General features: G+C 41.1%; 21 protein-coding genes. 9 read left to right on the top strand and 12 right to left on the bottom strand.

The genetic code is table 11. The features are described 5' to 3' along the window. Positions 1-73 precede the first annotated feature (73 nt). Entirely contained in the window at positions 74-1,324 is a 1,251-nt protein-coding gene (locus tag ACO1B7_RS12125; protein ID WP_129716487.1) for an MgtC/SapB family protein, read from the top strand. A 1-nt stretch (position 1,325) separates the two neighbouring features. On the opposite strand, the gene tsaA is transcribed toward ACO1B7_RS12125, so the two are convergent. Beyond that, on the bottom strand, positions 1,326-2,045 hold the full coding sequence (gene tsaA, locus ACO1B7_RS12120; protein ID WP_129716485.1) for a tRNA (N6-threonylcarbamoyladenosine(37)-N6)-methyltransferase TrmO: 720 nt from the start codon (positions 2,043-2,045) through the stop codon (positions 1,326-1,328). Between the two features lie 105 nt (positions 2,046-2,150). Between tsaA and ACO1B7_RS12115 the strand changes: the two genes are divergently transcribed. Next, positions 2,151-2,930: a ferredoxin--NADP reductase gene (locus ACO1B7_RS12115; RefSeq protein WP_005170205.1), complete on the top strand. Its 780-nt coding sequence runs from the start codon at positions 2,151-2,153 to the stop codon at positions 2,928-2,930. 64 nt (positions 2,931-2,994) lie between these two features. Here ACO1B7_RS12115 and ACO1B7_RS12110 read toward each other — a convergent pair whose 3' ends face one another. The 3 genes from ACO1B7_RS12110 to ACO1B7_RS12100 form a co-directional block, all read right to left on the bottom strand. After that, positions 2,995-3,177, bottom strand: coding sequence for a YgdI/YgdR family lipoprotein (locus tag ACO1B7_RS12110; RefSeq protein ID WP_085064142.1), 183 nt, complete (start codon positions 3,175-3,177; stop codon positions 2,995-2,997). A gap of 18 nt (positions 3,178-3,195) precedes the next feature. Next, complete coding sequence (locus ACO1B7_RS12105) at positions 3,196-3,447, bottom strand: hypothetical protein (protein ID WP_129716483.1); 252 nt, start codon at positions 3,445-3,447, stop codon at positions 3,196-3,198. A gap of 169 nt (positions 3,448-3,616) precedes the next feature. Beyond that, complete coding sequence (locus tag ACO1B7_RS12100) at positions 3,617-4,240, bottom strand: cation efflux transmembrane domain-containing protein (RefSeq protein WP_129716481.1); 624 nt, start codon at positions 4,238-4,240, stop codon at positions 3,617-3,619. A gap of 86 nt (positions 4,241-4,326) precedes the next feature. Here ACO1B7_RS12100 and ACO1B7_RS12095 point away from each other — a divergent pair, with 86 nt between their 5' ends. From ACO1B7_RS12095 to ACO1B7_RS12085, 3 genes are all read left to right on the top strand, one after another. Further along, a complete protein-coding gene (locus ACO1B7_RS12095) occupies positions 4,327-4,737 on the top strand; it encodes a Cd(II)/Pb(II)-responsive transcriptional regulator (protein WP_129716479.1) in 411 nt (136 codons plus the stop codon). Positions 4,738-4,870: 133 nt separating this feature from the next. Next, positions 4,871-6,280, top strand: coding sequence for a prephenate-dependent tRNA uridine(34) hydroxylase TrhP (gene trhP, locus ACO1B7_RS12090; protein WP_129716477.1), 1,410 nt, complete (start codon positions 4,871-4,873; stop codon positions 6,278-6,280). Between the two features lie 2 nt (positions 6,281-6,282). Further along, positions 6,283-6,537, top strand: coding sequence for a YfhL family 4Fe-4S dicluster ferredoxin (locus ACO1B7_RS12085; RefSeq protein ID WP_129716475.1), 255 nt, complete (start codon positions 6,283-6,285; stop codon positions 6,535-6,537). 250 nt (positions 6,538-6,787) lie between these two features. Here ACO1B7_RS12085 and ahpF read toward each other — a convergent pair whose 3' ends face one another. From ahpF to ACO1B7_RS12050, 7 genes are all read right to left on the bottom strand, one after another. After that, the gene (gene ahpF, locus ACO1B7_RS12080; protein WP_129716473.1) at positions 6,788-8,353 is read right to left on the bottom strand and encodes an alkyl hydroperoxide reductase subunit F; all 1,566 of its coding nucleotides are present in this window, start codon (positions 8,351-8,353) and stop codon (positions 6,788-6,790) included. Between the two features lie 564 nt (positions 8,354-8,917). Next, positions 8,918-9,835, bottom strand: coding sequence for a hypothetical protein (locus ACO1B7_RS12075; protein WP_129716471.1), 918 nt, complete (start codon positions 9,833-9,835; stop codon positions 8,918-8,920). A gap of 37 nt (positions 9,836-9,872) precedes the next feature. Then, positions 9,873-11,006, bottom strand: a complete 1,134-nt coding sequence (locus ACO1B7_RS12070; RefSeq protein WP_129716469.1) for a toxic anion resistance protein — start codon at positions 11,004-11,006, stop codon at positions 9,873-9,875. A 16-nt stretch (positions 11,007-11,022) separates the two neighbouring features. Continuing rightward, on the bottom strand, positions 11,023-11,814 hold the full coding sequence (locus tag ACO1B7_RS12065; protein ID WP_129716467.1) for a tellurium resistance protein: 792 nt from the start codon (positions 11,812-11,814) through the stop codon (positions 11,023-11,025). Positions 11,815-12,155: 341 nt separating this feature from the next. After that, positions 12,156-12,560: a nucleoside diphosphate kinase regulator gene (gene rnk, locus ACO1B7_RS12060; RefSeq protein ID WP_004279022.1), complete on the bottom strand. Its 405-nt coding sequence runs from the start codon at positions 12,558-12,560 to the stop codon at positions 12,156-12,158. Between the two features lie 505 nt (positions 12,561-13,065). Next, a complete protein-coding gene (gene glyA, locus ACO1B7_RS12055) occupies positions 13,066-14,316 on the bottom strand; it encodes a serine hydroxymethyltransferase (protein WP_004645593.1) in 1,251 nt (416 codons plus the stop codon). Between the two features lie 154 nt (positions 14,317-14,470). After that, complete coding sequence (locus tag ACO1B7_RS12050; protein ID WP_129716465.1) at positions 14,471-15,712, bottom strand: alpha/beta hydrolase family protein; 1,242 nt, start codon at positions 15,710-15,712, stop codon at positions 14,471-14,473. Positions 15,713-16,044: 332 nt separating this feature from the next. Between ACO1B7_RS12050 and ACO1B7_RS12045 the strand changes: the two genes are divergently transcribed. From ACO1B7_RS12045 to ACO1B7_RS12035, 3 genes are all read left to right on the top strand, one after another. Beyond that, positions 16,045-16,743 (top strand): DUF3820 family protein, encoded by a 699-nt coding sequence (locus ACO1B7_RS12045; RefSeq protein ID WP_004645595.1) that lies wholly within the window; start codon positions 16,045-16,047, stop codon positions 16,741-16,743. Positions 16,744-16,844: 101 nt separating this feature from the next. After that, positions 16,845-17,492, top strand: a complete 648-nt coding sequence (locus ACO1B7_RS12040) for a hypothetical protein (protein WP_129716463.1) — start codon at positions 16,845-16,847, stop codon at positions 17,490-17,492. A gap of 218 nt (positions 17,493-17,710) precedes the next feature. Continuing rightward, positions 17,711-18,061, top strand: a complete 351-nt coding sequence (locus ACO1B7_RS12035) for a hypothetical protein (protein ID WP_129716461.1) — start codon at positions 17,711-17,713, stop codon at positions 18,059-18,061. A 250-nt stretch (positions 18,062-18,311) separates the two neighbouring features. Here the strand turns inward: ACO1B7_RS12035 and ACO1B7_RS12030 are convergent, their stop codons facing one another. Continuing rightward, the gene (locus tag ACO1B7_RS12030) at positions 18,312-18,530 is read right to left on the bottom strand and encodes a hypothetical protein (protein ID WP_129716459.1); all 219 of its coding nucleotides are present in this window, start codon (positions 18,528-18,530) and stop codon (positions 18,312-18,314) included. Positions 18,531-19,523: 993 nt separating this feature from the next. Here ACO1B7_RS12030 and ACO1B7_RS12025 point away from each other — a divergent pair. Then, positions 19,524-21,095, top strand: a complete 1,572-nt coding sequence (locus ACO1B7_RS12025; protein ID WP_129716455.1) for a sensor domain-containing diguanylate cyclase — start codon at positions 19,524-19,526, stop codon at positions 21,093-21,095. The last annotated feature ends 8 nt before the right edge of the window (positions 21,096-21,103 follow it).

Genomic DNA, 21,103 nt, shown 5'->3' with positions numbered 1-21,103 from the left:
TTTTGATCTATGCAAACCTGATCTCATCACATATATTTTTAAATAATCAACTCTTAGCTTGCTGAGGTCACAGATGGATTTGACTGCGGTTCCCCTGCATGCGCATTCTTTTCATGAACTGCTCACGATACTCACCTCGGCATTGGGCTGCGGCCTGCTAATTGGTCTGGAGCGGGAACGGCATAAGCAACGTGAGCAGCAGCCGAGTTTTGCCGGCTTACGTTCCTTTGCGATCTGTGCTTTATTGGGCGCACTGTGTTTCCTTTTTGGAATCGTGATTGCTGTAATAGGTGCTTTGATCGTGGGTGGTATGGTCATTTTATCCATAAAAAATCAACCAGATGATCCGGGCATTACCACAGAGCTTGCATTTGTGATGACCTATTTTGTTGGCGCCATGTGTTTGTGGAATATTCCTCTGGCAGCCGGTCTTTCTGTGCTCTTAACCGGTATTTTGATGGCCAAACATACCATGCACAATATTGCCGGAAAATGGATTAAAGAAGCCGAATTTAGGGATGGACTATTATTACTGGCCTTAATTTTGATTGGTCTGCCGCTGACCCCTGATCGCCCTTTTTGGGGAGAAGTGCTTAACCCTTATATTATCTTAAAATTACTGACCTTAATTTTAGTGGTACAAGCTCTGGCGCATATTGCGAAACGCTTTTTTTCGACTAAAAATGCCCTGATGCTGTCCTCCATTGCTTCCGGTTTTGTTTCCAGTACGGCGACCATCGCTCAGTTAGGTTTACAGGTCCGTAAAGGTGAAATGGATGCACGATCGAATGCCGGTGCCGCGCTGATGTCCTGTATCTCGACCATTGTACTGCTATTGATTGTGGTTGGAGGGGTATCATGGAACTGGCTGAAAATCCTGCTTTTGCCCTCTTTAGTTGCCGTAATCCTTCTGGCAGCCTGTGCATTTTTATTATTGCGCAAGGCAAAACCTGCGCCGAGCATGGAATCATCAGACAGCCAGATGTTCAGCTTAAAAGAAGCTGTGATTATTGCAGTCACATTAACATTGATTCAGGCTGGAGTTTACGGACTGGAGGTCTGGCTCGGGGATGCCGGCCTACTGGTCGGGACCTTACTCGCCTCTCTGTTCGAGATTCATGCCGCAATGGCCAGTGTCGTCGTTCAAGGTGATCCCTCCAATCTCCGTTTGATTTACGCCCTGCTTTTAGGTCTAGGTGCTCATGCCCTGGCCAAGTCAGCCAATGCCGCTTTGACCGGTGGCTGGAAGTTTGTCCTTTATTTTGCGCCTGTGCAGATTTTGCATATGGCGGCATTGATCGGCTTGTTGTGGTGGAACCTATAATCTAGGAAGGAATATGCTGAATAGCAACAATTAGCACTTGCTGAGCATGAATTTTGAAATGGATATCAACATTTGCAAACTTCATCCCATATACCCGTTCTTCATCTTCCTGATATGCAGGTCTTGGATCTAGAGATAAGACAGCTTCCAGCTCCTGAATAGTCTGCACAGAGATTTTTCCATTTCCTAGTAATTGTTGCTTTTGCTGCTCCGCTTCATCGCTCCAAATGACGGTTTTACGTGATGGTTCATCCTGCGCATAACCGCTTTGTGCTTCAATGATAGCATCCGAATATTGAATATAAGGTTTGATATCCATAACTGGCGTGCCATCGAGCAAGTCACTCCCTGTCACATACACTCGAACATGCTTGCCCACCTTTCTCACTTCTTTGAGTTTGACCACAGATAAACCAATCGGTGATGGACGATACATGCTGCGCGTAGCAAAAACGCCTATTTTCTTGTTACCACCCAAACGCGGCGGACGCACTTGTGGACGAAACTGGCTGTTATGCTGGTTTTTATTGTCATGAAATTGCCAGACCAGCCAAAGATGACTGAACTCTTCAATCCCCTCAAAGGCGAGCAGATCATTATAGGGCCCGACCATTTCGATATAGCTTTCGACCTGAACCAGATTCGGCTGACGAGGAATGCCAAATTTTTCTTGGTAGGGAGAATGCATATAGCCAATTATCGGCAGTGTGAGTTCATTCATCATCACTTTTTTTGATAAGCTCAATTAAATATATTCAGTTTATAGAGAATGGATTTAGTTTAGAATAGCAAGCTGTTCTAATTTGATAATTTATTGAGACCTTTAATGGCTGCTTTTAACGTCGAAAAGATTACTCACGTCCACCACTGGAATGATACTTTATTCTCTTTTAAAACGACTCGCGACACTGCTTTGCGTTTTAAAAACGGTCAGTTTGTAATGATCGGCCTTGAAGTCAATGGCAAGCCGTTAATGCGCGCATATTCAATTGCAAGCGCCAACTACGAAGAAGAGTTAGAGTTTTTCTCGATTAAAGTGCCTGATGGTCCACTGACTTCGATTTTACAGAAAGTAAAAGTCGGCGATGAAATCTTGGTTTCTAAAAAACCGACAGGTACATTGGTACTCGATGACCTGAATCCGGGTAAAAACTTGTACCTGCTGTCTTCTGGTACAGGTCTGGCGCCATTCCTGGCAACGATTCGTGATCCTGAAACTTACGAACGTTTTGAAAAAATCATTGTGGTTCATGGTACCCGTTTTATCTCTGAACTGGCTTATCAAGATTTGATTCTGAATGAAGTACCAAATCACGAGTTTTTCTCGGAACTGGGTGCCAAAGAAAAATTAGTGTACTACCCGACTGTAACCCGTGAAGAATATCCAAACCAAGGTCGTGTAACCACCGCGATTGAAACCGGTGAACTGTTTGAAAAAATCGGTCTGCCACGTTTCAACCCGGAAACTGACCGTGCCATGTTATGCGGTAGCCCTGCATTCCTAGATGACGTTGCTGCGCTTCTTGATCAACACGGTCTGAAAGAATCTCCAAAAATGGGCGTTCTAGGTGACTACGTGATTGAACGTGCATTCGTAGAAAAATAAGATTTTCTAAAATAAAAAACCGGACTTTTAAGTCCGGTTTTTTATTGGAATAATCACTAAATAATTAACGATCACGACCTTCCTGATTTGCAGAACCTGAACAGCCTGCGCCACCTGCAATGATGAAACCCGTTTGCGCTTTACATGAACCAATCATACGGCCATGAGAGTCAAATGTAGTCACTGACGATGCGCAGCCCGTCAATATAACAGTCGCTACGAGTGCAATAAGTGCTGATAATTTCATGATCTTCCCCTTTATTATTTACGGTTTTAAATTAATCTGATTTTGGCTTGGTGGCGTTGGTAATAGGCCTGTAGCAGCATTTGGCGTATTGTAATTCACACCCAAGGCATCGCCTGAACCACTACAATGTGCGCTCGCGATTGAAAGTAGGCCACGCGTCGCCATACATGAACCGATGATTTTTCCTGTTGCATCATAAGTCACGACTTTGGAACTACAAGCGGCTAAACCCGATATTGCCAATATTGAAAAAATTTTAATTAAATTCACATTAACCCTCGTAGAATATAAAAATAAATTATTAAAATTTATGTATATTTTATGAATTTCGCCAGAGATTCTAATTTAATTTATTAATTTGTAAAGCTTTATTTTTCACATATTATAAAAATGGAAATAAATAAAAAGCTGCCCTGCAGGACAGCTTTAAATATAAAAATTAGCTGGATTTATGTTTAAGTGATCTTTCTTCCAGGGATTGCTTAATCACCTGATAACCTGATGTGATGCCGAGTGTTGCGATAATCACAGCCACAATAATATCTGGCCAAAGACTACCTGTACCAAATACGCCTACGGCTGCCAAAATGACTGCAAAGTTGCCAATCGCATCATTGCGGCTACAAAGCCAAACCGACCGCATATTGGAATCACCTTCACGAAAAGCATAAAGAATTGCTGCTGTAAATACATTCGCCACCAAGGCTAGGACGCCAATCAGGCCCATTGTTAGTGCTTCAGGTGGAATGCCTTGCAGATAGGCGTAAATCACTTTGCCAATCACTACCAGACCAAACAATGCCATGGTCATTCCCTTCACCAAAGCGACTGTTGCCCGCCAATACAGACTTGCACCGAGTACAGCCAAAGAAATCCCGTAATTGACCGCATCACCAAAGAAATCTAGCGCGTCTGCCCATAAGGCTGATGAATGTGCATATGCACCGCCGATCAGCTCCACTACAAGTAAAGTGGAGTTCACCAGCAAGGCAATCCATAGCGCTGTTCTAAATTTGCTGTTGGGCTTGATGGGTGCCGGTTCAGGACTACAACTACAGGCCATATCATTCCCCCGATGATTTTCTATCTAAAATACGATAAATTGATTAGAAACTATGGACTAACTCCAAGGTCAAGCATGAGGGCGATATGTCAGTTTATTTGATTTCAGAAATGGCCAAAAAGACTGGTCTAAGCACTGATACCCTACGTTTTTATGAGAAAAAAGGCTTTATTCAGCCGAATTTTCGAGCAAGTAATCAGTATCGTTATTATGGTGAAGACGCCTTAAAAAGACTGCTTTTTATCAAGCGTTGTCGCGCCTTGGACATGTCATTAAAAGAGATAGAAACCCTGATTCAACTTGAACAAAATCCAGAGCAGGAGTGCTGTGCCGTCAACCAGCTGATTGATCAGCATCTTTTGGATATTTCAAATAAAATTAAAGAATTACAGATATTTGAACGGCAACTGATCACACTGAGAGAAAGTTGCAATACCCCAACCACCATTGATCATTGCCAGATTTTAAAAACGCTTGAAAATCCTGAAAATGACTGAATATTGAAGATATTTTATGGAGGATTCCCTACTTAAAAAAGAACCTTGTTTTACATCCAAATCGCGTATTTCCGAGTGATTTACTAGGTTGAATCCAAATTCCAGATGATTAGAATAAAGCCGTACTTTTTATATGTCTTTCGATTTGATCATGAGCATTACCACCGTTACCGAACTTCTCTCACCAGCTGGCTCACTCAAAAATATGCGCTATGCTTTTGCTTATGGTGCAGATGCAGTTTATGCCGGCCAGCCGCGCTATAGTCTGCGTGTTCGTAATAATGAATTTGACCATGACAATTTAGCGATTGGCATCAAAGAAGCACACGAACTAGGCAAAAAATTCTATGTGGTGGTCAATATCCAACCTCATAACTCCAAGCTGAAAAATTTTATTCGTGACTTGGAACCTGTTGTCGCGATGCAGCCGGATGCGCTGATCATGTCCGATCCAGGTCTGATCATGCTGGTGCGTGAACATTTTCCAAAGATGGATATTCACCTGTCGGTTCAGGCCAATGCCGTGAACTGGGCAACCGTGAAATTCTGGAAAAACATGGGGCTGACCCGTGTCATTCTGTCACGTGAACTGTCGATTGAAGAAATTGCAGAAATCAAACAGCAAGTGCCCGATATGGAGATTGAGGTCTTTGTTCATGGCGCATTATGTATGGCCTACTCTGGCCGCTGCATGTTGTCCGGTTATATGAATAAACGTGATGCCAATCAGGGTGCCTGCACCAATGCCTGCCGCTGGGAATATAAAGTTCTGGATGCCAAGGAAGATGAAACCGGTGATGTCATTCCAGTAAAAAATCTGGATTCAGGCTGCTGCTCTAAAGATGCTGATGAACAGCACATGCAAGAACAACATCAGTTTGATGAGCCTGTGCTATTGCAGCGGAATGATGAAGATATGTTTGCCGCAGAAGAAGATGAACACGGCACTTATTTCATGAATTCTAAAGATCTACGTGCAGTCCAGCATATAGAGCGCTTAACTAAAGTGGGTGTGCATTCACTGAAAATCGAAGGCCGTACCAAGTCTTATTTCTATTGCGCCCGTACTGCTCAAATTTACCGTAAAGCGATTGATGATGCGCTTGCAGGTAAACCTTTTGATCCGTCACTGATGACACAATTGGAAGGCTTAGCGAATCGTGGTTATACCGAAGGTTTTCTACGCCGCCATGTGCATAGTGAATATCAGAATTATGAACATGGTTCTTCCAGTTTTGATCATCAAATTTTCTGTGGTGAAGTACTGGAGCGCAATGGAGATTACATCAAGATCGATGTGAAAAACCGTTTTATCGTCGGTGACTCACTCGAACTGATGACGACTAAAGGCAATATCACTTTCAATTTAACCGAAATGAAAGACAAAAAAGGTAATCTGATCGAAGACGCCAAAGGTTCAGGTCATATCGTTGAGATTCCAGTTCCGGCAGATATTGATATGCAATATGCCCTGCTCATCCGTAATCTGCCAAGCTCGACTATGGATATTTCGGCATCTTCACTGGCTTATCAAGCGAGTTAAATATGGCACTACTAATTACCGACAAATGCATCAATTGCGATATGTGTTTACCGGAATGCCCAAATGACGCGATTTATGAGGGTGCGAAAGTTTATGAAATTGATGTGAACCGTTGTACAGAATGCGTCGGTTTTTATGAGCATCAGACCTGTGTACATGTCTGTCCGATTGAATGCATTGTTCCACATCCGGAGTATCGGGAAACACAAGAACAATTACTGGAAAAATTTAAGGGTTTGAACTTATTTAAATCTTAAAAATGAAGCGATGGAATAAACATTGCTTTATATAAAAACAACCTTGGGGAAAGTATAAAAATAAGGGTTGAAAACAAAAACTGTGCAGAGGAAAGGAACAGCTGAAAGTGCGTGGGGACACTTTTGGCTGTTCCAATAATAAATATAAAAAAAGGAACTCGGGTGTTAGCGTCCTGAGTTCCTATAAAGCGATAATAATGTATTTATAAGATATAGCACCTCGGTTTTGGGGAACCCAGGTGCTATTTTTTTATTGTCCTGAACGGATGATGTAATCAAAAGCAGATAGTGACGCCTTGGCACCTTCACCGGTCGCGATGATGATCTGCTTGTAAGGCACTGTGGTACAGTCACCTGCTGCAAACACACCTTTGACATTGGTTTCATTGCGATCGTTAATCACAATCTCGCCACGACTGGTCAGCTCAACTGGGGTTTCTTTCAGGAAGTCCGTGTTTGGCAATAAACCGATCTGCACGAAGATCCCCGCCAGCTCAACCACATGCTCTTCATCTGTGGCACGGTCTTTGTATTTCAGACCGGTCAGCTGTGATCCGTCACCCAGTACTTCAGTCGAGAGTGCATTCTTGATCACGGTAGTGTTCGGCAAGCTGTTCAGTTTGTCTTGCAGCACCTGATCCGCACGAAGTTTGGTATCAAATTCCACCAAAGTCACATGCTCCACAATCCCCGCCAGGTCAATCGCAGCTTCGACACCCGAGTTACCGCCACCAATCACCGCAACACGTTTGCCTTTGAACAGAGGACCATCACAGTGCGGACAGTAGGCCACACCACGGGTTTTGTATTCCTGCTCACCTGGCACATTCATCTCTCTCCAGCGTGCACCAGTCGACAGAATCACGGTTTTCGATTCCAGTTTGGCACCATTCTCTAAGGTCACTTCTACCAGACCATTGGCTGTTTCATCTGCCCCTTTGATGTTAGAGACACGTTGCAGATTCATGATGTCGACACCATATTCACGCACGTGGGCTTCCATCTCGGCTGCAAACTTCGGACCTTGGGTTTTCTGTACAGACGTGAAGTTTTCGATGTCCATGGTATCCATGACCTGACCACCCATGCGCTCCGCCACGATCCCGGTTTTAATGCCTTTACGTGCTGCATAGATGGCTGAAGTATTCCCCGCAGGGCCGCCACCGATCACCAGGACATCAAAGGCTTCTTTGGCATTCAGCTTTTCAGCATCTTTGGCAGCGGCATTGCTATCCAGTTTGGCAATGATTTCTTCCAGCGTCATACGGCCCTGACCGATATGCTGGTTGTCCTGGAACACCATCGGAACCGCCATGATTTTGCGTTCTTCGACTTCGTCCTGGAAGAAAGCCCCATCAATCATGGTGGCAGTAGTACCTGGGTTATAGATGGCAATCAGGTTGAGTGCCTGAACCACATCCGGACAGTTATGGCAGCTTAACGATACAAATACATCGAAATTAGATTGAACACCCAGGCTCTTGATATTCGCCAGCACTTCATCAGAGACTTTCGGTGTATAACCGGAAGTTTGCAGTAATGCCAGAATCAGCGAAGTGAACTCATGGCCCATCGGCAAGCCTGCAAAGAACACACGCGGTTCTTCACCTTGTTTGGCAATCCCGAAACTTGGCGCACGTGCATTGGTCCCGTCAAAGCGTGCAGTGACCAGGTCAGACAGTGCAGCCACTTCGGACACCAGTTCCTGGATTTTGGCTGACTTGTCAGAGCCATCCAAAGTCGCCACCAGTTCAATCGGGCCTTCTAGGCGTTCTAATAAGGTTTTAAGTTGGGCTGAAGTATTTTGATCTAACATTGCTAACGTCTCCAAAGGAGTAAATGTTTATTTGATAACAGGATATTAAATGAATTGAATAAATAGGTAAAACAGTTTGTTTTTATTTTATTGATCGATATTTTAGATTATTAATCCAGTTATAGACTTTATGCTGCCTTGTTTTTATTTTTGGGCTATATAGAGCAAGTTGAATAGGTTGTCTTAAAAATAGCGTTGAAATTCCATCAAAAAATGCTCCCTATTCAGGTAATGCCAGGCCAGTCAGTTAAGCAATTGACTGGCATTTTTTTTAAATTCAAGATTATATTTGATAGGTAGCAAAGTCATCCGCAACTGTTTGAGGCAGGACTACATTAAAAAATGATTGTTTTTGCGACAAATTTACTAAGGGATAGTGGCTGACGAGTTTTGCGGATGACAAATGCTTTTGGTTACTTTGGGCGAAACCAAAGTAACAAGTGATATTGCAAGTATTTGATTTAAAAAGTTAAGACTCTTTCATAAACGACTGAAAAGCTAAAGAGTCTATTTCTAAATTCCTTAACTGATCAGCATTACCCTATTCAGGAGCATTTTGGGAAATTAATGAATCCGCTGTTCGATACGCAGAGAACGACCCTTGATTGAGTTGGCCAAGAAAAACAAGATTAGGCTAAGTAGTGCCGATAAAATAGCAACACCAATAATAACCAGATTCGTGATCTGACTTAACTGATCCGCCTGTTGTACCTGCGTATTTACACTTTTGGCGACTGGTGTCATGGCTTGACCATAGACCTGTTGCTGCATGGTCCAGATTTGTTCAGGCTTGAAACCATATTGTTCAAATTTAGGATCCTGTTTTTCTGCTTCGACCAAGTTTAAAACATAGGGTTTTGCGGCAGATAAATCCTGCGGCTTATGCAGCAATGCCGTTTGCGCCAATAAATAAGATTTCACCGGTGCTGCAATCTCTGAATCGGCCAGATAACGGGCAATTTCACTGTCATTGATATTGCTGTCGTAATACACCACTTGCTGATAAGCATCATCACGATCATTACGTAGATCATGCTGCCAGTAAGTTAAGCCTGACCAAATCACGATAAAAGCAATCAGCCAGCCAACAAATTTCAGCACAAAAGACTGAAAGCGCACATAAAAGAAACGCAACTTTTTCAGTAAGCCAATCACAAAAAATGCGCCGATAAAAGAGGCAAAAATTTTAATAATCAGCCAGCCAAACCAGCTCAGCAAACTAAAAAAATAATCCGGACTATCACCAATGCTGGCCAGTGTGGCATCTACACTGACCGGTAAATGCAATTGCTGTACTTGGGTACTCAGGCCAAAAAAGCCATAGACCAGTTCCTGCTGGAAAAATAGGCTGATCAATGAGGCTATAAATACGGTAGAGGTGGTCAAACCCAATAGCATCAAATTGCGTTGACGTTTCTTGAGTGCAACTACCCCCTGCTTGATGTCCTGAGGCTTAACGGCGTATTCATCTAAGGGCGGCAATCTCTACTCCTTCTTTCAGATTTTGGCCCTACCTGATTTAGTTGGGCTTGGATCCACTGGTACTTGATTCAATCACCAAGTGATTCAGATTATCCTGCAAAGCTTTCAAACGCACGGTTGCTTCTGTGCGTTTTTGTACACCTTCTTTCTGGATCTGAATCACATCATTTACAGTTTTAATGAGGGTGTTTTGCACATGTTCAAGCGTTTCGATGTCAATCACTGAACGTTGGTTGGCTTTAGCCGTATCAACCGAGTTCTGATGTAACAGGTCAGCATTACGGCGCAGCAGCTCGTTGGTAGCATCATCAATGGTATTGGCCAGCTGTACACTGTTCTTCTGTTCACTCAACGAAATCGCCAGACTGATCTGGTTTTTCCACGCCGGTAAAGTAATGTTTTTGATCGCATAGAACTTGTCGACCAGCATCAGGTTATTCGACTGGATAATCCGGATCATTGGCAAGGTCTGCATCGCAGATTGCTGCAGTACCTGTAAATCACTGACACGTTTTTCCAGATTATTGGCCAGATGGTTCAAGTCATAAATTTTCTGGGTGGTGCTCTGATCTTGCGGCAAGGCGGTTAAAGCGGAAATTTCCTGCTGCAGCTCCTGTTCGCGTAAACGTCCTGCGGCGATATGTACCCCGAGCTGTTTATATTCATCCTGCACCCCGTCAAACATTTTATCCAGGGTATCAACACGTGCTTTCAAACCGGATTGCGAGGTTTCAATCTCTTTCACCAGTACATCTAGCTGCTCTTTAGTGGTATTGAAATGCGCATCAAAGTTATCTTTCGCACCTTTGAATTTGCTAATGATATTGCCAAAAAAACCCGAACTTTTCTTTTTATTGAGAATACTGCTGGTATTCAGCTGCTGAGCCACCTGTACCACCTGATTCAGCTTCTGTCCTGTCGCATCCAGATCTCTATTTTGCACCAGATTCAGTAATTCATCGGTATAGGTCGAAGTTTTGGTCGCAATATTTTTGCCATATTCAGCCACGCTGTTATGACTCATGTTCTGCAACTCTTTACGTGCAGCCAGCACCTCCTGAAAGTCAGCAGGCTGTAAGCCCAGTTCTTTCAGGTCCATTTGCTGGAATTTTTGTTCGACCAGTTCATTCGAGCTTTCAACAGGTAAATTTACTAAATCAGACTTGGTCATAGTTCACCTTATATTGTTATGTTTTCGAGGGTTTCTCGAGGGATTTTTTTAACGTTTTAATCAGACTCTCACGGCTATTATCAAGTTTTTCCAGATCACTTGTCGAGTGTTTCGTCTGGCTTTGTTTGACATGATATTGCCAGGCCGGAATCAAGACCTGCTGTGCTTCCTTAAAGCGATCCAGCAGGCTAAAGGAAAGCTGCTGCGAAAGCTGCATCTGGGTAATGGCGATGTCATTACTGCTTTGCAAGGTACGTAAGGTATTAATTTTCTTGGAGAGGCGTTCTGAAAAATTATCCAAGGGATGCTGGTTTTTGACGAATAGCGGATATTCAGACAGAAACTCGTCTGCTGCGACAATGTGCTTGGCCATCTGTTCGCGCAACCCCAAAAGCTGCTGAAAACGTGACTGCGATTTCTGAATTTCAATCTGCAATTTACGGCTTAAGTGATCGGCCTGATCCAGCAAACGGTCCAGCCGTTGATAATATTCCATCTGACTTGAGCCATAATCCAGATCGATGCCCAGCCATTTCTGTAGAGCATTAAATTTACGTTTTTTCAGATATTTTTTAGATTCTGCCAGCGCCTGAATCAATTGCTCAATGGTCTGGCTTAACTGTTGGGTCAAGTGCGGATCGACCCCATTCAGCAGAACCGACTGTGCCTGAATCAAAGCATCTGCATAATGATTCAGCCCATATTGATTATCCAGTACAGGCACAAGCTCATTACGCTTAATCGCCAGAATTTCCTCACGATCAAGCATCATGTCAGTCAAGGCAGGTAGAGCTTCAAAGCGCGACATGGTTGAGGCGATATCCTTTAAAAAAGTGAAACAAAGAAGTCTAGAACATCTTCGAATGTAGCAAAAAAACAGACCGCGTTGTGTATATTTATCCAGAAATTCGTTACATCACTTTAACTAAATCCATGTTTTATCTTTATTTTAATTATGATTTTGGCAATACGATTCAATTGCAGAGATAAATGACTACATTGCATTTTGAGAATTATTTAACTTTAAGCATTTAGAACTTTAAAATGTATTCAATCTGATCTAAATGCTTACAACATCAGGTTTTACTTAAAATCCATATACAAAAAAAGCCATATTGCTATGGCTTTCAAGGATGATCCAACGCTGGCTTAAAGATAATCCCCTTCGCTCTCCGGCTGAAACAGCACTTTTTCAATGGTCACTTTCATGGTATTACCATCCGGTTGTGGCCATTCAATGGTTTGACCTTCTGCTAAGCCCAAAATGGCTGCACCTATCGGTGCGATGACATTGACCTGCCCCTTTTCACCTTTAAATTCGTGTGGGTAAACCAGTGTCACCTCAACAGCTTCCGTAGAAGGTGCAATGGTCAACAACACACGGGAATGCATGGTCACGATATTGCTTGCGATCGCTTGCGGCTCGACCACTTCGGCACGTGCCAATTCATCCTCTAAGCGGATCATGGTTTCGCTCAGCTTGCTCTGATTCTCCAGCATCGTTTCCAGACGATGTAAATCTTGCTCAGATAAAATAATGTTGGGTTTAGTCATCCTTATTACCTTGTTTAATGCATAAATGAAAAATTAATCAATCAACCGCCAGCAGCATTTTTAAATACAGGATTTACCCATATTCAAATGATACCGATCCATATAACGTTTAAATAAAAAGAATGATGTCATTCACGGCGCTTATATCAGCACCACCTTACAGTAACATGGGATTCACTCAAGCGCTTCATCTACCATGATCTTCAGCTCAATAACCTATTATTTTTAAAGTGTCAGGTTCTGAAAATAATTCCTGTAAATAATTTCAAGCAAAGCATGCAACGAATGCATTCATTCTTTTAAAGCATTTAAAAATACAAATAGTTGATAAAAGACTTTAAGCCAGATTGAGAAAAACTCAATATGATTTTATTGATGACTCAATCTCTTACGGCATGGAAATTGATCTATATAAGCCCGATCAAGTCTAAACATCTTTTACATCGTTATTTTTACAGCTATAAAAAAAGCTCCCGGTTGGGAGCTCCTTTCCGTTTATAAGCGATTATGCATAAACTGGGAATTTAGCACATACCGCTGCAACTTTCTCTTTCACCGCGTTGATAACAGCTTCATCGCCTTTAGCATCTAGGATATCAGCGATCCAGCCTGCAAGTTCACGTACTTCAGCTTCGCCAAAACCACGCGTTGTTACTGCAGGTGTACCGATACGGATACCTGAAGTCACGAACGGAGAACGTGGATCGTTTGGTACAGAGTTTTTGTTCACAGTAATGTGAGCAGCACCTAACCAAGCATCAGCTTCTTTACCTGTAATGTCTTGTTTGATTAAAGACAACAAGAACAAGTGGTTTTCAGTACCGCCAGAAACTACGTCATAACCACGAGCGATCAATACTTCAGCCATTGCTTTCGCATTTACCACAACTTGTTGTTGGTAAGCTTTGTATTCAGGTGCCATTGCTTCTTTAAAGCAGATTGCTTTTGCAGCAATTGCGTGAACCAAAGGACCACCCTGGTTGCCTGGGAATACAGCCGATTGAAGTTTCTTCTCGATTTCTTCGTTTGCTTTCGCAAGAATAAGACCAGAACGTGGACCACGAAGTGTTTTGTGAGTCGTCGTCGTCGTAACGTCAGCAATTTGCACCGGGCTTGGGTAAACGCCAGCAGCAACTAAACCTGCAACGTGAGCCATATCAACAAACAGATAAGCGCCAACTTTGTCCGCGATTTCACGGAAACGCTGCCAGTCAACGATCTGGCTGTATGCAGAGAAACCAGCAACGATCATGCGTGGCTTATGCTCAAGCGCTAAACGCTCAACTTCTTCGTAATCGATCTCGCCAGTTTCAGGGTTTAAACCGTACTGAATCGCATTATATGTTTTACCAGAGAAGCTTACTTTTGCACCGTGAGTCAAGTGACCACCGTGAGCAAGGCTCATACCCAGAACTGTATCGCCCGGGTTCAGAAGCGCTAAGTAAACTGCTGAGTTTGCTTGTGAACCAGCATGTGGCTGAACGTTAGCATAATCAGCACCAAAGAGTTCTTTAGCACGGTCAATCGCCAATTGTTCGATAACGTCTACATACTCGCAACCGCCATAGTAGCGTTTACCTGGGTAGCCTTCCGCATATTTGTTAGTAAGTTTTGAACCTTGAGCTTCCATAACTGCTGGTGAGCAGTAGTTTTCAGAAGCGATTAGCTCAATATGAGCTTCTTGGCGAGCATCTTCATTCGAGATTGCTTGAGCTAATTCTGGATCAAATTCAGCGATAGAGATATTGGCAAACATTAGCGAGGTCCTATTGATTTAGGGCTTTTAAGCCGTGCTAAGATTGGCGCGTATTGTAGCATGAAGTTTTAAATTTTCGATCATGAACTTTATTCAGTTTGCAATAAAAATGGCTCATGTCTAAAAAAACATGAGCCATTCAGATAAAAATAAGTTATTGAATTGGCATTAGAGATTTTACATCTGAAATAATATTAGGAATATTCAGTGCATAGACGCTACCATGATCCCATTTAGTCGCATTTGACTCATCCGTAATATAACGTACTGAAGTTTGTTTCTGATTGGCGAGTGCAACTAAAACATCTGTTGCTGCTTTGGGAACGGTACTATCTGCTGAACCCTGATAAATAATCACTGGCGTAGAAACTTTAACAAGTAAAGGCTGAGAATCTTTTTCCAAGAAGCTCTTTACGACTGGAATATTCATAAAGTTAGTTTGAGTACGCGGATATCCTTCTAAAGTTCCGTTATTTTGAGCATACTGTCCCATTGCAGCACCAAATTTATTACCCAGTACATCATAGCAATCAGTTTCCGCATTCTTGGCGATCTGGTCAGTCGGTGTTTTAAAAATCTGGCTATATTGCAGATTTGGGTTTGGATTACGTAAACCGGCAGTAATCAATGCCGTGAACGTATCTAAAGACGCCAAAGTTCCAATTTTTTTATCCAGATTTGTTTCTTGTCCCGCCTGTTGTTCACCTCCTGTCAAAATCAGATTGAAATTTGAAGCCGGTGCTAAAGCTACCGTACCTTTATAGGTCATCTTAGAAGCACGTGCTGCATATTGCGCAGCACCTAAAGCTGCCTGTCCCCCTTGAGAATGCCCAACAGCCATCCATTGACTAGATGCATCTGTCCCTAAATAATCTTTTGCAGCGACAACGGCATCGGTAATCGAATAGGCTTCACTCTTGAGATTCAGGAAAGGATGGAGCTCTTTTCCACCAGGCTCACCTAAACCTTCATAATCGGGTGCAACGACCACATATCCCGCTTGAAGAAATCCAGCAATCATATTCCTGATAAAAGGATTCAGTGCATTTCGACTTGGTGCACATTGGTCAGCAACGCCAGTCGTGCCATGAGCCCATGCGACGATCGGCCATCCCTTTGCTGGTGGTGTTCCCTCAGGGGTGAACACCAATGCAGTCGCTTGTGTTTCTTTACCATTAATCCCTAACATCTTATAAGTCATGATCACACTTTCGTCAGCGATCCCGGCGAAATCCGTTTCAGTATAGGCCATCGGGGTTGCCACCACCGGATTGTCTATATCATTTACAGGAAGAGCGGGTTTGGACTCATAAAAACGATCATTATCGCTATCATTACAAGCAGTTAAAGCCACGCTTAAAGCGAGCAGCGTACCAGTCAATACTTGACGTTTCATCGATCTTATCCTTATCTTATTTATTATCATCTCTAATGAGTTTTTCTGGTTTTATCTTTAACAAACGATAAAACCACATGTAATTTCCCAATTTATCTAAACAATATCAAGAAAAGAATGCGTTATTTTTTCTATTAAATTCGCGTCAGTTTATATTTATTATGAAATCATCAAACTTAAAACTAGAAAATTTCCCCTTTTCAGAACTATACAAATAGTCGTCATACGTTAAAAAGCCTGCAATTAATACAGAAATAAAGCAATTCAATTGTCAGTTGCAAAATAATAATGTTAGATTTTACTCTCCTCTCTTTTTCAGGCACATTTCCGACATGCAGGCCATTATTCTTGATACCGAAACGCATACTTTAAATGGTCAACCCATCGAAATTGCTTATGCGCCTGTAGAAATTGTAGAGCATAAAATCAGTCTGGATAAAAGCCGCCTGTTTGATCAGCTTTATTCATGTGACGAAGCCATTTCTTTTGCTGCCATGGCCGTGCATCATATTCTGGAATCGGATCTGGAAGGTCAGCCGCATTACAGTACCTTTCGCCTGCCTGATGAAACCGTCTACATGATCGGCCATAATATTGATTATGACGTCCGTGCCATCGAAAAATGTGGTGTAGATACTTCAAAAATCAAGGCGATTTGTACACTGGCTTTAGCACGTCGGGTCTGGCCAGATGCAGAAGCACACAATATTTCTGCACTGATTTATATGATCACCAAAGGCAGCGAAAGAGCGCGTGAAATGATTCGTAAAGCGCATCGTGCCGATATGGATATTATTTTAACTGCCAATATTTTGATGCATATTGTGCATCATTTAAAAATCAACAGTATGCAGGAATTATTCGATGCTTCTGAAGATGCGCGAATTCCACGTACGATTAATTTTGGTAAACATCGCGGCACCGCTATTGCAGAACTACCTGCTGACTATGTGCAATGGTTACTGCGTCAGGATGAACTCGATCCTTATTTACGCAAGGCACTTGAAAATACGGCGATCACGACATTATAGGTTTTATTAAAATAAACCTCTGTATTTTAATAAATACTTCATATTAATGTAATTTTCACAGATTATGCTCTAGCTGAATTTAAGCAACAATCTATTCAGCTATGATGCATTTTTATAAAACTCAACGTGGGATCGAGGTGCTACAGGATCGCTCCATCCCACTGACCGCACGCCAACGCCGCTTACTGGTTCTGATCGGCAGCCAGGATTTCAACTTATTAAATGATGGCTTAAAACAACAGCTTGCTCCTACCGAACTCTTAGATCAGCTTTATGCCATGGATTTAATTATTCCAGCTGAAACGGGCGAGGTAGCCATCAGTCAAAAGCAGGCTGATGCAAGAACAGATACAAAAGTTGACCTGGCACACTCCGAGATTCACCGATCGTTGGACTCATCGATAGCAGCAGCTTCTGCGACAAAAGAACTCCATCCTGAGATGGAATCCATTAAAGTAGCGCAGGACATTCCATCTGCTGAAACGGATTCAAGCCATGCAAAAAAGCTGCCTGAACTGCAACCTATGTCTTTTGAAGACCTTAAATATATGATGATGGAAAGCTTACAAAAATATTGTGGCTTGATGGCCAAGCAGCAAATTCATCAGATTTTACAGGCGCCGGATACGCGCAGTTTAAAACTGTGCCAAATGCAATGGATCACGTCCCTTCAGGAAAGCCGTATTGCTCCCCAAGAATTGAATCACATTCTGAAGCAGATTAATTTTGCTTTAGATCAATTGCAGTAAAATGAAGTGCCTGAATAAGAATATCTTAGTCTTTTAAACTCTTAAATAAGCGAGTTTAACAATGAAGCATTGTTAATTATTTAAGATAACTAATTGGTTATTTGATATATTTATATTTAAGCGAAATTTAAAGCTCGAAATATCCGACTTAAGCGTGATAGAAAAAGAATTACAATCCCGCCATATAGTGAGCATAGACATCCCATTGGATCATGTATATGTCACATTATTTAGAATTCGATGCGTTCGATAATCCCATGCAACTGATTAAAATTGGCAATTGGGTGATCACCTTTTTAAGTCCGGTTGAAGAACTGCAATTTGTGCAACTGGCGATTACCTACGTACTTCCCCGCCAGATCAGTGACAGCTTGCAACCGCGCCGTGTGTTGATTCAAAAAAGTCCCATTGAGCATCATTGGCTGATTCAGGCCATTGAATGTTTTGACAGCACGACTCGTCAGGAAATTTCTTTAAGCCCTGAGCATACAACCGCACAGCAAACTTTAGCGCAGATTTTGCAAGAATTTGAAAAATATGATGTGAATGTACAGCTTAAACAGATTTAACCACCTGCCCATTCTATTGATTTTTTATCAAAATTGGATATTTCTTCGGCCAATCAAGGCCCACTACCACGTTGTCTTCTCTTAGAGATTGAGTCAACTTATGATTTTAGCTGCACACATTAGCATCCAAGCTAGCAAATACCAAAGTATAAAAAACTCACCTAAATGGTGAGTTTTTTAACTGCTGAATCGGTGATTTCGGATAAATAAGTTCAATTTTTTTCTACCTATCTGAAGTTCACTGATTAAATTATTCGACAACGCGATAAATATTTGAAGATTGTTGGCTTTCAAATAATAGCTCAATACTCGGCAGAATTGTTTCACCATCCACCACGATATGTTCAATTTTTTTGACCAACTCAGCTGCATGATGAGTGTTGTGCTCTGCAAAGGAACGCAGCATAGCTTTCGCCTCAATCACTTTGCTAAATTGATCTTTCACCTTGATATCAATCATCTTTGACATTTTTCCTTCCTCTCTCATTATCCAATTTGCAGTTTTTTATACCATAATTAGCCAAGCGATTAATCTTCAAGATGTTAGCGAATTTGGCAATGTAAACTTTTTTATCTGGATGGATTATAAGAAAAAGAATATTAAACTGAATGAATTGCGCAGACATTAAAAAAGCTCGCATTTCTGCGAGCTCTGTGTTGGATGGCTAGTGCTAGATTTATTGTCTGGTGATAAACATCAAACTCAACTAACTGTCATTGATCCGTCCAACTTATCGGTAGCGTCTTATTGGTTTTACGACCTACCATGAGTTCAATATAGCAGTATTTTTTTAACCGACAATACCCTTTTACACTTCTAAAAGAAGACTTATACAAGATTTCAATTGTCATTTTTTACAAGTAGATTAAAATGTTTCTGGCTTGTCGTACGAAGAATTCTATATTTATATCGTCTTTATTTAATTCATTGATTTCTAGAAAAATACCCTATTAAGCATACAAATTTCTGTTGCATAGCGGGCTCAACACTTTCTTTCATAATCTCAATAAGCGCTTCAAAATTTAAACTCGGATATGATTTTTTTTATAAAAATACTTCCGGAAAAGGACGCAATATTCAAAAAAACTACTGTCATAGAATCTATACGACTAATTTTAAAAGGTTATCTTTAAAAATTGGCGATAAATCAATCTCTTTATTAAGGTAAAATTAACCGTATTTTTGTCTGAGTACTTCATCATTTAGATGGACGGATCAAAATTATTGAGTAGATTTTCTGGATGTTAAATACCATATTTTTATTTGCAACCTAGTCAAATATTCAGAATCCTAGCCAGCTTTTCAAATTCACCCTATTTACAGCCAAGCGACCTATAAATTCTGAATTTGATCGAAATAAAAACTCCCACCTAATGGAAATTTAATTTTATATCAACCTTAAACATTGAATATAAATGCAATACAATGCTCATAAATACATCGAGATATATCTAATTTTTTATGTCAGCTAATAATTTTAGGAAATACCTTGATCTCAATTTAAGGCAGTTAATACTTTTATTGGCTATTTTTAGTGTGTCTAGCCTTTTTATTATTTCTCTCATTATTAGCTATCAGATCGTAAAAAATCAGTTAATCGACAATTCTCTTGCCTTAAACTCTGATCATGCACATAAAATTGCATTAAGCACAGACAACCATTTTAGAAATATGCTTCTTGAGCTGGACTATAGTGCCAAGATATTAGGTCAAGACTTTAATAACAATGAGCTAAGAGAAGCCGAGGTCAATAAATTAAAATATCAGTCTGAACACTATAACAGTGTTGTGATCAGTGACACCCAAGGCAGACTGATAAACTTTTCCCCTAATATTCTGCATATTGATAAAAGCAAAATACAACATACTCAAGGGATTATTGACTCTCTTCATAAAAAATCGACTTATATATCTTCGCCCTATTTTTCTGTGCAAAAAAATATGATTGTGTTTATTTCTCAACCTATTTTTGACAAGTCAAATCACTATCAGGGCTTCATCGGTTCAGCGATTTATTTAAAAGAAAAAAATGTAATTAATCAGCTTCTAACCACTTATAAAAATTATAAGAATAGTTATATGTATGTGATTAACAATGAAAATAAAATTATTTTCCATCCCGATCGTGAAAGAATCGGTCAATTGGCCAGCAATAATACTGGTCTGGAATATATGCATGCGCATAAAAATGGTCAAATTCGTTTAATCAATAGCCAGGGCGTTGATAATCTGGCAGGTTTTTCTCATATTCCGACTTCAAACTGGATCGTGGTTTCCCAGCAACCTACCCATGATTTACTTAAACAGGCAAATTCTATCCTTTATAAATTAGCCGCAGGATTCTTTTTATTTTATCTGCTTGTTTTTTATATTGTATGGCGGCTGTCTGATTCTATCTCGGCCCCGTTGAACCAACTGGCAGATATGGCGAGTTTACTGAATCAGGCAGAAATTGGCTCAAAAATTAAGAATATCCAGCCCTGGTACTATGAGGTCACAAAATTCAAGTTAGCTCTACTGCTTAGTGTTCGCAAATTTTCACAACAAATGAGCAAGATGGATCATCATATTAATACAGATCCTTTAACTGGCTTGATGAATCGTCGTGGTTTGAATTATGTCATGACTCAAAACATGAAAATGAACATCCCTTTTTCAGTGCTTCTGATGGATGTGGATCATTTTAAAAACATTAATGACAATTACGGTCATGATCAAGGTGATGTTGTCTTAAAGCATATTGCCAAGACGATGCAGCAAAAATTTCGTAAAGATGATATTTGCTGCCGCTACGGTGGTGAAGAATTTATCATTATTATACCGAATAGCAATCTTACTGAAGTGTATGAAAGTGCAGAAAGGTTTAGAAAAGAGATTGCAGGGAAAGAGATTCAGGACATAGGTCACATTAGCATTTCGATTGGAATTGCTTCTTGGCCAGACAGTTCTAAAAATATTCTAGACGTTTTGAAAATTGCCGATAACAATCTTTATCGGGCGAAAGATGATGGCCGCAACTGTGTGCGTTACTAATTTGATTT

The sequence above is a fragment of the Acinetobacter lwoffii genome (genome assembly GCF_049367455.1).
Lineage (GTDB): Bacteria > Pseudomonadota > Gammaproteobacteria > Pseudomonadales > Moraxellaceae > Acinetobacter > Acinetobacter lwoffii_W.
Note: the sequence above shows the minus strand (reverse complement) of the source record. Positions and strands in the feature narration are given on the sequence as shown.

What these genes read in the sequence shown, in the direction of transcription:
- ACO1B7_RS12110 (WP_085064142.1), bottom strand. Translation starts at nt 3,177, where the DNA reads ATGAAATTATCAGCACTTATTGCACTCGTAGCGACTGTTATATTGACG.
- trhP (WP_129716477.1), top strand. Translation starts at nt 4,871, where the DNA reads ATGTCTTTCGATTTGATCATGAGCATTACCACCGTTACCGAACTTCTC.
- rnk (WP_004279022.1), bottom strand. Translation starts at nt 12,560, where the DNA reads ATGACTAAACCCAACATTATTTTATCTGAGCAAGATTTACATCGTCTG.
- glyA (WP_004645593.1), bottom strand. Translation starts at nt 14,316, where the DNA reads ATGTTTGCCAATATCTCTATCGCTGAATTTGATCCAGAATTAGCTCAA.
- ahpF (WP_129716473.1), bottom strand. Translation starts at nt 8,353, where the DNA reads ATGTTAGATCAAAATACTTCAGCCCAACTTAAAACCTTATTAGAACGC.
- ACO1B7_RS12035 (WP_129716461.1), top strand. Translation starts at nt 17,711, where the DNA reads ATGTCACATTATTTAGAATTCGATGCGTTCGATAATCCCATGCAACTG.
- ACO1B7_RS12125 (WP_129716487.1), top strand. Translation starts at nt 74, where the DNA reads ATGGATTTGACTGCGGTTCCCCTGCATGCGCATTCTTTTCATGAACTG.
- tsaA (WP_129716485.1), bottom strand. Translation starts at nt 2,045, where the DNA reads ATGAATGAACTCACACTGCCGATAATTGGCTATATGCATTCTCCCTAC.
- ACO1B7_RS12065 (WP_129716467.1), bottom strand. Translation starts at nt 11,814, where the DNA reads ATGTCGCGCTTTGAAGCTCTACCTGCCTTGACTGACATGATGCTTGAT.
- ACO1B7_RS12050 (WP_129716465.1), bottom strand. Translation starts at nt 15,712, where the DNA reads ATGAAACGTCAAGTATTGACTGGTACGCTGCTCGCTTTAAGCGTGGCT.
- ACO1B7_RS12040 (WP_129716463.1), top strand. Translation starts at nt 16,845, where the DNA reads ATGATGCATTTTTATAAAACTCAACGTGGGATCGAGGTGCTACAGGAT.
- ACO1B7_RS12100 (WP_129716481.1), bottom strand. Translation starts at nt 4,240, where the DNA reads ATGGCCTGTAGTTGTAGTCCTGAACCGGCACCCATCAAGCCCAACAGC.
- ACO1B7_RS12070 (WP_129716469.1), bottom strand. Translation starts at nt 11,006, where the DNA reads ATGACCAAGTCTGATTTAGTAAATTTACCTGTTGAAAGCTCGAATGAA.
- ACO1B7_RS12030 (WP_129716459.1), bottom strand. Translation starts at nt 18,530, where the DNA reads ATGTCAAAGATGATTGATATCAAGGTGAAAGATCAATTTAGCAAAGTG.
- ACO1B7_RS12085 (WP_129716475.1), top strand. Translation starts at nt 6,283, where the DNA reads ATGGCACTACTAATTACCGACAAATGCATCAATTGCGATATGTGTTTA.
- ACO1B7_RS12045 (WP_004645595.1), top strand. Translation starts at nt 16,045, where the DNA reads ATGCAGGCCATTATTCTTGATACCGAAACGCATACTTTAAATGGTCAA.
- ACO1B7_RS12025 (WP_129716455.1), top strand. Translation starts at nt 19,524, where the DNA reads ATGTCAGCTAATAATTTTAGGAAATACCTTGATCTCAATTTAAGGCAG.
- ACO1B7_RS12095 (WP_129716479.1), top strand. Translation starts at nt 4,327, where the DNA reads ATGTCAGTTTATTTGATTTCAGAAATGGCCAAAAAGACTGGTCTAAGC.
- ACO1B7_RS12115 (WP_005170205.1), top strand. Translation starts at nt 2,151, where the DNA reads ATGGCTGCTTTTAACGTCGAAAAGATTACTCACGTCCACCACTGGAAT.